The organism is Alphaproteobacteria bacterium (assembly GCA_030740435.1).
In the GTDB taxonomy this organism is placed as follows: Bacteria; Pseudomonadota; Alphaproteobacteria; order UBA2966; family UBA2966.
In genome coordinates this window covers 1-11,337 of record JASLXG010000026.1, presented here as the reverse complement: position 1 = coordinate 11,337, position 11,337 = coordinate 1, and the positions used below count along the sequence as shown (strand labels likewise).

Genomic DNA, 11,337 nt, shown 5'->3' with positions numbered 1-11,337 from the left:
GCAAGGCCCAGAGCCAGAGGAAATAGCCGATGCCGCTGGAGGCACCGATGAACAGCACGGCCAGCCAGTCGCCCACGGTGAACGTCGGCAGGGCGGCGAAGAAGCCCTCGGGAATGGCCAACACGGCCAGGAACAAGACCGAGGCCAACATGGCGAAGGCGCCGACCTGCAAGGGCGGGTAGCCGGTTGTCGGCCATCGCGGTCAGAGGCGGGCGCCACTGGGCGGGCGAACAATTGCGCGGGCGTGGGCCTAGTTACGGCGCCTACCAGCCGACACAAAAAATGCTTCAGGTGGCGGGGCGCTGGCTTCGTTGGCAGCGCTACGTTCGTGAGGACGCCCTGCTGCCGACCTTGCCCAAAGACCTGACTACGTCGATAAGCTAATGGCGGCGGTGCGGTCGCAGTCTGCGGCCGAGGATTGGCGGAAAACGCCAGTGACGGACCCTCTTTTGAAGGTAATCTCCGGTCGGCCGGGCACAATCACCCCTCGCTTGGGGCCAGGACACAAGTACGACGTCGAAAAGGTTCGGAATTCCCTGTGACCACTATGCTGTCGCTGTCGCTGTCGCTGCCCGCGCAACGACCTCGAATGCCGGCCCACCCGCTATCGCGCCTGATATGCGGATCAATGATGAATCCGTCGTGTGTCGGCAGTCGCTAAGGTTTTCAGCCTTTGACCTTGACGTAGGACCCTGGTGCGTCCTCGATGACCTCGAGCGCACCGTCGCCCGGCACCCGCGCCGCCACCTTGTCGCCCGATTGCTTGTCCAGCCATTTCTTCCAATCCGGCCACCAGGAACCCTCGTGGCACGTCGCGCCCTCGAGCCAGGTTTCGTGGGATTTGGGCTTCTTGGTGTTGGTCCAGTGGCAGTACTTGCCGCTGGCCGGCGGGTTGACGACGCCGGCGATGTGGCCCGAGCCGGCCAGCACGAACTTCGAGGGCCCGGAATAGAGCTGGGTGGCCTTGTAACAGGCGTTCCAGGGCGCGATGTGGTCTTCCTTGGCCGACAGGATGTAGCTCGGGATCTCGATCTGGCCGAGATCGATGGGCTGGCCGGCCAAGGTTATGCCGCCGGGTTGGCAGAGCAGGTTCTTCATGTACATGTTGCGCAGGTAATAGCTGTGCATGGCGGCCGGCATGCGCGTCGAATCGGCGTTCCAATACAAGAGATCGAAGGGCATGGGGTCCTTGCCCAGCAGGTAGTTATTGACCATGAACGACCAGATCAGGTCGTTGGCCCGCAGCATGTTGAAGGTGGTCGCCATCTCGTCGCCGCGCAAAAAGCCGCGCTCGTTCATGTTGGCTTCGAGCTGGCTGATCTGTTCCTCGTCGATGAAGACCTTGAGGTCGCCGGCCTCGGCGAAATCGACCAGGCTGACGAAGTAGGTCACGGCCTTGACGCGCTGGTCGCCCCTGGCCGCCATATAGGCCAGCGTCGCCGCCGTCAGGGTGCCGCCGATGCAATAGCCGATGGTGGTCAGCTCGTCCTCGCCCGTGGCCGCAGAGACGGCGTCGATGGCCTCGAGCAGGCCGCTGGTCATGTAGTCCTCGAAGCTGGTGTCGGCCATCTCGGCGCCGGGATTGACCCAACTCACGACGAACACCGTGAAGCCCTGGTCGACGGCCCATTTGATGAAGGAATTTTCCGGCTTGAGATCGAGGATGTAGAACTTGTTGATCCAGGGCGGCGTGATCAGCAGCGGCCGGCGCCGCACCTTCTCGGTGCTGGGCGCAAACTGGATGAGCTGCAAGAGCCGGTTCTGGAACACCACCTTGCCCGGCGTGGCGCCGACGTTCCGGCCCACCTCGAAGGCCGCCATGTCGGTCTGGCTGATCTTCAGCTTGCCCTCGCCGCTTTCCAAGTCGCGCAGCAGGTTGTCCAGGCCCTGGACCAGGTTCTCGCCGTCGCTTTCGGCAATGGCACGCAGTACTTCGGGATTGGTTAGGGCGAAATTGCTCGGCGACAGGGCATCGGCGAACTGGCGGGTGTAGAAATCGACCTTGGCCTGGGTCTCGGCGTCCAGGCCCTCGACGTCCTGTGTCGTCTGCTGCATCCAGCGCGCCGTGATGAGGTAGAACTGCTTGACGAAATCGAAGACCTGGTTCTGCTCCCAGTCCTCATGGCGGAAGCGCTTGTCGCCGCGCTCGGGTGCCGCCAGCGGCGCCACCGTCTCACCCATCATGGAACGCGCTGTGTTCTGCCAAAGCTGCAGGTAGTCCTGCCACAACGCCGCCTGCGCCTCCATCAGCTTGGCCGGGTCGGACATCATCTGGCGCGTGAGTTCAAGGAAGGCGTTGCCCAGGTTGAGGGGATCACCCAAAGCGGGGCCGGCGGCGGCCTGGCGGCGCAGGAAATCGCTCATCAACTGATGGCTGCGCTCCGCCACTTTGGCCAGATTCCGCGACAAAGCCTGGGGGTCGGGAAGTCGAGGCTCAGCGGCTGGTTGATCGGCCATGACTGATTCCTTTATGCTAGGGTCCGCGTGGTCGGCCGCCGCGGCTTGGACCGTGGACTATAGGTGAATTTGCTGCATTGCACAATGCGATTGATGTGTATGTTGCGCTGCACACTAGAAGCCGGTGTGTTATGAAAGCCGGCGTGTCATGAAAGTCGGTGTGCCATAAAGGAGTCGAACAGCATGGACCAGCAGCCCGAAGCCCTGGCAACGGCTCAGCCGCGCCGCCACCTTGCCCTGCCGCTGACGGTGGCACTTGCGGTATTGCTCAGCGCCTGTTCCTCCGTGCCCGATTGGGCCAACCCGGTGACCTGGTACGACAACGTCTTCAGTTCCGATCAGGGATCGCCCAAGGCCGCCACCACGGCGCAGCAGACGGCCGCCAAGGAGAGCGGCGCCAAATCCAGCAGTAAGGCCTTCCCCAGCCTGCGCAGCGTGCCCGAAAAGGCGCCCCAGACATCGGATGCGGCCGAACGCGCCAAAGTGACCGGTGGCCTGGTGGCCGACCGCAAGCATGCCCGCTACACCGACGAGAAGCTGCGCGGCGGCGAGCCGTTACCGCCACCGCCGCCGGTGCTGAAGGCCGAGGCCAAGGCCGCGGCCAAGACCGTGAAAGTGGCCCGCGCGGCGCCAAAACCCGAAGCCAAGCCCGAAGTAAAGGTGGCGTCGGCAGCGCCCGCGGAAGTCAAGATGGCCCGCGCCACGCTGCCGCCACCACCGCCGCCTTCGGCGCTGCCGCCGGCGGCCCCGGTGAAAAGCGCGGCGCCGCAAGCGGTGCCGTTCTCGCCCCGCCTGGTACCGCGCTCGCAGGTCAAGCGGGCGCGCCCCGCGGCGCCCTATCCGAAGCTGCGGGGAAGCGCCGGCGCCGCGCCGGCACCGCGCTCGGCTGCAGCCGCGCCCGCCCCCGCTTTGGCTCCGGCGGCCCCAGCGGCTCCGGCGCCTGCGCCGGTCGTTGCCGCCCCCGCCCCCGCCCCCGCGCCGGCGCCGCTGCGAGCACCGACCCTCACCCTGAGACCGCCGCCGCCGGCCCCGAGCGCCGCCACCATGGCTGCTCTCGGCGGCGTACAGGCGCCCGGCCAGAGCATTCTGTTGCAGGCCTTCGCCTCGGGCCTGGCGGCCTCGGCGGCCACCGTGACCACGGCCCCGGCGTCGCCCGGTTTCGCCGCCCCGGCGGCACCGCCGCTGACCACCACCGAGACCACGGCCTCCGACGTCGTGCGCAAATCCTATAACGCCTCGCTGAGCGCCAGCCAGCCGGCGCTTTCGGCGACAGCGGATCGCTCTGGGGTCTCGCGCTTTGCAACCTTCGGAGCGGCCGCCATCAAGCCGCTGGCGGTGGTCAATTTTGCCACCGGATCGGCCCACCTGACGACGGCGTCCAAGGCCAAGTTGCGTCAGATCGTGGCGGCCCACAGGGCACGCGGCGGCGGCCTCAGGGTGGTCGGCCATGCCTCCCACCGCACCCGTAACCTGCCGCTGCACAAGCACAAGATGGTCAACTTCCGGATTTCCGTCGACCGGGCCAATGCGGTGGCCCGGGAGCTGATGCGGCTGGGCGTCCAGACGGCGGCCTTGCGGGTCGAGGCGGTGAGCGATTCCAAGCCCATCTACTTCGAGGTCATGCCGGCCGGCGAGGCCAAGAACCGGCGGGCCGAAATATTTCTTGAATTCTGAGGCACGGGCGATGGGCGGCCGCGCGCAAGCGTGATCCCAGCGGCGTAACGCCATGGACATGGATTTTCATCGCATCAAGCGGCTGCCGCCCTACGTCTTCGCCGAGGTCAACGAGATGAAGGCGCGGGCCCGGACGGCCGGCGACGACATCATCGACCTGGGCATGGGCAACCCCGACCAGCCGACGCCGGCCCACATCGTCGAGAAACTGGTCGAGACGGTCTCCGATCCGCGGGCGCACCGCTATTCCCAGTCGCGTGGCATCCCCGGCCTGAGGCGGGCCCAGGCGGCCTATTACGCCCGCCGTTTCGGCGTCGAGCTCGATCCCGAACGCGAGACCATCGTCACGCTGGGCTCGAAGGAGGGCTTCGCCAACCTGGCCCAGGCCATCACCACGCCCGGCGACATCATCGTGGCGCCCAACCCGAGCTATCCCATCCACGCCTACGGCTTCGTCATCGCCGGTGCCGCCATCCGCCACCTGCCGGTGGGCGGCGAGCACGACTTCTTCGAACACCTGGAGCGTGCCGTCAAACACAGCGTGCCGGTGCCGGCGGCGCTGGTGCTGAACTACCCCTCCAACCCGACGGCCGAGGTGGTGGATCTGGAGTTCTACCAGCGCATCGTCGATTTCTGCCGCGGCCATGGCATCTACGTGCTCTCGGACCTGGCCTATGCCGAGATCTATTTCGACGACCGGCCGCCGCCCTCGATCCTGCAGATCCCCGGCGCCAAGGAGATCGCCGTCGAGTTCACCAGCCTCAGCAAGACCTATTCCATGCCCGGCTGGCGCATCGGTTTCGCCAGCGGCAACGCCGAGCTGGTGCGGGCGCTGGGCCGCATCAAGTCCTATCTCGACTACGGCGCCTTCACGCCGGTCCAGGTGGCGGCGACGGCGGCGCTGAATGGCCCCCAGGACTGCGTCGAGGATATCCGCCAGGTCTACAAGTCGCGCCGCGACGTGCTGGTCAAGGGTCTCGAGGCGGCGGGCTGGGCGCTCAGCAGTCCGCCCGCCACGATGTTCGCCTGGGCGCCGCTGCCGCGGCCCTTTGACAATCTCGGCTCGCTGGAGTTTTCCAAGCTCCTGCTGCGCGAAGCCAAGGTAGCGGTATCGCCGGGCATCGGCTTTGGCGAATACGGCGAAGGTTTCGTGCGCATCGCCCTGGTCGAGAACGAACAACGCATCCGCCAGGCCGTGCGCAATATCCGGCGCTTCCTCGCCAATCACGACGCCGAGGCCGCCGTGTACGCCGGACAGCGGGCGGAGGCCTCGTGAGCCAGGGCTTACGCATCGGCGTGGCCGGGCTGGGCACGGTCGGCGGCGGCGTGGTGCGGCTGCTGGCAAGCCAGGCCGATATCCTCGAACAGCGTTGCGGACGCCGGCTCGAGCTGGCCGCCGTCTCGGCCCTGGAGCACGACCCCGAGCTCGATCTCTCGGCCCCGCGCTGGTTCGACGATGCCCTGGCCCTGGCCGCCGACCCCGAGATAGACGTCGTCGTCGAGCTGATCGGCGGGGCGGACGGTATCGCCAAAACGGTGGCCGAGGCCGCCATCGCCAATGGCAAGTCCCTGGTCACGGCCAACAAGGCATTGATCGCGCACCACGGCCTGGAGCTCGCCCGGGCGGCCGAGGCGGCCGGCGTCGAACTTTGCTTCGAGGCCGCGGTGGCCGGCGGCATCCCCATTATCAAGGCCCTGCGCGAAGGCCTGGCGGGCAATCGGCTCAGCCGCGTCTACGGCATCCTCAACGGCACCTGCAACTACATCCTCACGGAAATGCAGGAGAGCGGGCGCAATTTCGCCGGTGTGCTGCAAGAGGCCCAGGCCTTGGGCTATGCCGAGGCCGACCCCAGCTTCGACGTCGACGGCGTCGACGCCGCCCACAAGCTGGCCATCCTGACCTCCGTGGCCTTCGGCTGCCCGGCCGATCTCGGGGCCGTGCACGTCGAGGGCATCCGCGAGATCAGCGCCATCGACATCGCCTATGCCGCCGAATTCGGCTATCGGATCAAGCTGCTGGCCATCGCCGCCAAGACCGAGCGTGGCATCGAGCAGCGCGTGCATCCCTGCCTGGTGGCCAAGAACGCGCCCATCGCCCACGTCGACGGCGTCTTCAACGCCGTGGTGGCGGAGGGCGATTTCATCGACCAGGCCATCTTCGAGGGCCATGGCGCGGGCCGCGGCCCGACCGCCTCGGCCGTGGTCTCGGACCTCGTCGACATCGCCCGCGACAACCGCCTGCCCGCTTTCGGGGTGCCGCTGGAAAACCTGGTGGCGCACCCCTTGGCCACCATGGCGGACCATGTCTGCGAATATTACGTGCGCCTGATGGTGCTCGATCAGCCCGGCGTCATGGCCGACATCGCGGCCATCCTCAGGGACGAGAGCGTATCCATCGAATCCGTGGTGCAACGCGGCCGGGCGCCGGGCGACGTGGTGCCGCTGATCATCATCACCCACGATGCGCGCGAGGCCGTGATGGGCCGGGTGCTCGGAAAATTCGGCCAACTCGAGGTCGTCATCGAACCGCCCTGCCTGATCAGAATTGAAACCCTGTAGACTTTGTAGAGGGATCGAAATGGCAGACGAGGACAGTATCCTGGGGCGCAACCTGGCCATCGAGGCGGCCCGCGTTGCCGAGGCGGCGGCCATTGCCGCCTCCACGCTCATGGGACTGGGCAACGAACGCGAGGCCGACCAGGTGGCAGTGGACGCCATGCGCACGGCGCTCAATGGTTTGCACATCGACGGCCGCGTGGTGATCGGCGAGGGCGAACGCGACGAGGCGCCGATGCTGTTCATCGGCGAGGAGGTCGGCGACAAGACCGGCCCCAAGGTCGACATCGCCCTCGATCCGCTGGAAGGCACCACCATCACCGCCACCGGCGGGCCCAACGCGCTGGCCGTCATCGCCTTCGCCGAGGAAGGCGGGTTCTTGAACTCGCCCGACGTCTACATGGACAAGATCGCGGTCGGCGGCGGTCTGCCCGATCACGTCGTCGACCTCGACGCCGAGCCGGCCGAGAACCTGAAAAACCTGGCCCAGGCCAAGGGTTGTGAGCCTTCCGACCTGGTCGCCTGCATTCTCAATCGGCCGCGCCACGCCGAAGCCATCGCCAAGGTGCGCGAGGCCGGCGCCCGCATTCGCCTGATCCCCGACGGCGACGTGGCCGGCGTCATCCACACCTCCGACCCGGCCACCGGCGTCGACATCTACATGGGCATCGGCGGCGCCCCCGAGGGCGTGCTGGCGGCGGCGGCGCTGCGCTGCATCGGCGGCCAGATGCAGGGCCGCCTGGTCTTTCGCAACGACGACGAACGGGGCCGCGCCCAGCGCTTCGGCATCACCGATTTCGAGCGCAAATACACGCTGGACGACATGGCGTCGGGCGACGTCATCTTCGCCGCCACCGGCGTCACCGACGGCAACATGCTGGACGGAGTCAAACGCGAACAGGGCACCATCTCCACCCATTCCGTGGTCATGCGGGCCAAGACCGGAACCGTGCGCTGGCTGCGCACCCGCCACGGCACGCGCCGGCTTTAGGGCGCTGGCGTGACGGGCAGTACCGGCAAGCACCCCCGCCGTGGCTAAGGCATGCACGCATCTTCGAGTGCCCAGCCACTTGAAGCATGGTGAATTGACCACAGAGGCACAGAGACACAGAGAGGGTTTTCGGGATGCGCCGTGGCGGAGCCTTACTGAACCCACGGTTCTCAGCGGGTATCAGCCTGCCTTTTGCCAGACGCTGCCCTACCGAGGCAGGTGCCAGGACACCTGCTTGGCGATGACGCTTGCCAGGCTAGCGGTGCCACTCGCCTTTTTCGAAATCTCTGTGCCTCTGTGCCTCTGTGGTGAATCTAAAGGACTTCTCCACTGCCCAGCCGGTGCCAGGCCTGACCGGAACGTCATCAAAACGATGTGCGCATGCGTTAGGCCCACTGTGGCGGCGGCGCGGCAAACGCCGTGGTGGCGCAAGTGAGCCCCGATACCAGCCAAAGCGAAGCTCTGCTCGGCGTCGAACGTTCGCTGGCCGGCAAGCGCTGGCGCTTGCGCCCGGCCGACGACCGCCTGGCCCAGGCCCTGGCCCAGCAGCTCGAGCTGCCGGACGTGCTGGGCCGGGTCTTGGCGGCCCGTAATGTGACGCTCGACGAGGCTGCGGCCTATCTCGATCCCACCCTCAAGGCAACGCTGCCCGATCCCTCGCGCTTTCATGACATGGACGAAGCGGCCGAGCGCCTGGCAGGCGCCATACGAAACGGCGACCGGGTGGCCGTCTTCGGCGACTACGACGTCGACGGCGCCACCTCGACGGCGCTCTTGCTGCGTTTCCTGGCGGCCGTCGGCGGCCGGGCGGAAATGTACATCCCCGACCGCCTGCGCGAGGGCTACGGCCCCAACGCGCCGGCGCTTTTGCAGCTCGCCGCCGACGGCGTCGTCCTGGTCGTCACCGTCGATTGCGGCATCGCCGCGTTTGATCCCCTGGCCGCCGCCGCCGAGGCCGGGCTCGAGGTCATCGTCGTCGACCACCACCAGGCCGAGCCCCAATTGCCGCCGGCCCGTGCCATCGTCAATCCCAACCGCCTCGACGAGGAACCGGGCTACGGCCAGCTCGCCGCCGTCGGCGTCGCCTTCCTGCTGGTCATCGCCTGCAACCGCTGCCTGCGGGCAGCGGGCTGGTACGGCCCGGATCGCCGAGAGCCCGACCTCATGGCCTGGCTCGACCTGGTGGCGCTGGGCACGGTCTGCGATGTGGTGGCGCTTCATGGCCTCAACCGCGCCCTGGTGGCCCAGGGCCTCAAGGTCATGGCGGCGCGAACGAACCCCGGCCTGGTGGCGCTGGCCGACGTGGCCGGCCTGGCGAGTGCGCCCGGCACCTACCACGCCGGTTTCGTCCTGGGCCCCCGGGTCAACGCCGGCGGCCGGGTGGGGCAAGCCGATCTCGGCGCCAGGCTGCTCAGCACCAACGACCCCCTCGAGGCCCAGGGCATCGCGGCTGAGCTCGACCGCCTCAACACGGAGCGCCGCGAGATCGAGGCGGCGGTGTTGGAAGAGGCGCTGGAGCAAGTCGCACCGTCGGGCGAGGCCCCCTCCTCACCCCCACCCGTGGTGGTAGCCGCCCGTGGCGGCTGGCATCCCGGCGTCGTCGGCATCGTCGCCAGCCGGCTCAAGGACCGCCTGCGCCGCCCGGCCATCGTCATCGCGCTCGACGACGGCATCGGCAAGGGCTCGGGCCGCTCGCTGCGCGGCGTCGACCTCGGCGCCGCCGTCATCGCCGCCCGCCAGCAGGGACTTTTGCTGGCCGGCGGCGGCCACGCCATGGCTGCGGGCCTGACGGTGGCGGAAGAAAAACTCGACGACCTGACCCGTTTTCTCACCGACCGCCTGGCCCCCCAGGTGGCGGCACTGGGCCCGGTGGCAAGCCTCGATATCGACGCGGCTCTCGGCCTCTCGGCCGCCACGGTGGAGCTCCTCGATCTCCTGGCCCAGGCCGGCCCCTATGGCGCCGGCAACCCCGAACCCCGCTTCGTGCTGCCCTCGGTAACGCTGGCTTTCGCCAAGGTGGTGGGCCAGGACCACGTGAGCTGCCGCCTGTCCTCGAGCGACGGCGGCCGCCTCAAGGCCATAGCCTTCCGCGTCCTGGAACGCCCGCTCGGCCGGGCACTCTTGGAGGCCCACGGCGGCCGCCTGCACCTGGCCGGCCACCTGCGCGCCGACGAGTGGCGCGGACGCCGCGAGGTGCAGCTCCACATCGAAGACGCGGCCCCGGCCGAAAGCGATTGATTTGACGCTCGCGTCAGGACACCACTTTTTCAAGGTGGAGACACGGGTTCAAATACCGTTGGGGTCACCAGGTTTCGCAATTCAATACCCGCCCCTGCCTCGGCGCGCGTCTCCGCAGAGAAAACCCCACCCCCGCCGAAAGCATTTGATTTTGCCCCCCGTGTCGACCAAGTGAGGGGCCGGCCACACCGGCGGCCCCCATCGTCTAGCAGAGCACTTTCCGACCAAATTCGGCCATTCTGGCAAAGCAATTTTGATCTGAGGGTAGGAGGTGGCCGCAACGTGTAGTGGGGCTACACGCAAGGCCTTCGACGACGCCTCGGACCAAAAGGGCCCGTCAGAATGGCCGAATTTGGGCGGAAAGTGCTCCCGTCAGGACACCACCCTTTCAAGATGGAGACGCGAGTTCAAATCCCGTTGGGGTCACCAGGTTTTTGGGGCCGGCCCCTTCGGCGCTCTGAAGCGACCGCTGAGCAGGGCGTTCCTCGACACCCGCGGCGCCCAACACCACATCAAGAACACCGCTCCCGCCGAAAGCATTTGATTTTGCCCCTCGCGTCGACTAAGTGAGGGGCCGGCGAAACCGGCAGACCCCATCGTCTAGCCTGGTCAGGACACCACCCTTTCAAGGTGGAGACACGGGTTCAAATCCCGTTGGGGTCACCAGGTTTTCTGCCCGTTTCGGGGTGAACGAACCCCCCTGCCCCCAAACGTACGGAAAATGTACGGAAAACGTATTTCTGGATTCGGCCCGCGCCCAAGGGCCTGCTGGGACGCGCGTTTCGGACCGAATTACCGTAGTCTCGCGGGACGATTTGGGGTGGCGACCAGTCCAATGGAGAGGGCCCAGGGGGAAAGGCATGGTATCGGTCAACTGTGACGGCATCGTGACCGATGAAAAAACGAAAATTCCTCGAGATGTAGACGCGGTGGTGGCGGCTTTGCGAAATGTCACGCCCAACGCTGATGAATAGGGTCGGTATTGTGCGAATCGCCTGCAACACATAGAGGCGGCACATGAAGGGGGTCCGTCACCTGGTAGTCGAGCAGTTCGAAATCGCTCATTTTTCCGCCTCCCTATCTAGCCCGCATTTCTCACCGGGTCATGGCCTGCGCGTCGCGGGGGGGGGGGGGGGCGGCGCCGGCGGGGCCCCGGGGCTCCCCCCCCCCCCCCCCCCCCCCCCCCCCCCCCCCCCCCCCCCCCCCCCCCCCACGCCCGAAGGGTCGCCCCCAGCCGCGCGCCCGCTACGGAAAAGATCGAAGAGCGTAGTCCCACTACGCTCTTCGACCTTTTCCTTCCGGACCGCATCACCTGGGCGCGACGCAGGCCGTGCCCCGGTGAGAAATGCGGGCTAGGGTTGGGGTCAGGGTATTTTCACCCGCCATGTATACGGCGATGCGACTGAAGCGCCCGTCGCGAA

The 11,337-nt window shown here is 67.2% G+C and carries 6 protein-coding genes and 1 tRNA gene; 6 read left to right on the top strand and 1 reads right to left on the bottom strand.

Going from position 1 to position 11,337, the window contains the following annotated elements; genetic code table 11:
* Positions 1-666: 666 nt before the first annotated feature.
* Positions 667-2,457, bottom strand: a complete 1,791-nt coding sequence (gene phaC, locus QGG75_02985) for a class I poly(R)-hydroxyalkanoic acid synthase (protein MDP6066210.1) — start codon at positions 2,455-2,457, stop codon at positions 667-669.
* A 183-nt stretch (positions 2,458-2,640) separates the two neighbouring features.
* Between phaC and QGG75_02980 the strand changes: the two genes are divergently transcribed.
* From QGG75_02980 to QGG75_02955, 6 genes are all read left to right on the top strand, one after another.
* Positions 2,641-4,131, top strand: coding sequence for an OmpA family protein (locus tag QGG75_02980; GenBank protein ID MDP6066209.1), 1,491 nt, complete (start codon positions 2,641-2,643; stop codon positions 4,129-4,131).
* 52 nt (positions 4,132-4,183) lie between these two features.
* Entirely contained in the window at positions 4,184-5,407 is a 1,224-nt protein-coding gene (locus QGG75_02975; GenBank protein ID MDP6066208.1) for an LL-diaminopimelate aminotransferase, read from the top strand.
* Positions 5,404-6,690 carry a homoserine dehydrogenase gene (locus tag QGG75_02970; protein MDP6066207.1) on the top strand — a complete coding sequence of 429 codons (1,287 nt, stop codon included), beginning with the start codon at positions 5,404-5,406 and terminating at the stop codon, positions 6,688-6,690. The genes QGG75_02975 and QGG75_02970 overlap by 4 nt, the downstream gene beginning before the upstream one ends.
* Positions 6,691-6,709: 19 nt before the next feature.
* On the top strand, positions 6,710-7,678 hold the full coding sequence (glpX, locus tag QGG75_02965; GenBank protein ID MDP6066206.1) for a class II fructose-bisphosphatase: 969 nt from the start codon (positions 6,710-6,712) through the stop codon (positions 7,676-7,678).
* Between the two features lie 432 nt (positions 7,679-8,110).
* Positions 8,111-9,916 (top strand): single-stranded-DNA-specific exonuclease RecJ, encoded by a 1,806-nt coding sequence (gene recJ / locus QGG75_02960; GenBank protein ID MDP6066205.1) that lies wholly within the window; start codon positions 8,111-8,113, stop codon positions 9,914-9,916.
* A gap of 589 nt (positions 9,917-10,505) precedes the next feature.
* Positions 10,506-10,582 (top strand) — tRNA-Glu (locus QGG75_02955).
* Positions 10,583-11,337: the final 755 nt, after the last annotated feature.

Bases quoted from the DNA above. Each gene is read 5' to 3' on its own strand.
- QGG75_02975 (MDP6066208.1), top strand. From the start codon at position 4,184: ATGGACATGGATTTTCATCGCATCAAGCGGCTGCCGCCCTACGTCTTC.
- phaC (MDP6066210.1), bottom strand. From the start codon at position 2,457: ATGGCCGATCAACCAGCCGCTGAGCCTCGACTTCCCGACCCCCAGGCT.
- glpX (MDP6066206.1), top strand. From the start codon at position 6,710: ATGGCAGACGAGGACAGTATCCTGGGGCGCAACCTGGCCATCGAGGCG.
- QGG75_02980 (MDP6066209.1), top strand. From the start codon at position 2,641: ATGGACCAGCAGCCCGAAGCCCTGGCAACGGCTCAGCCGCGCCGCCAC.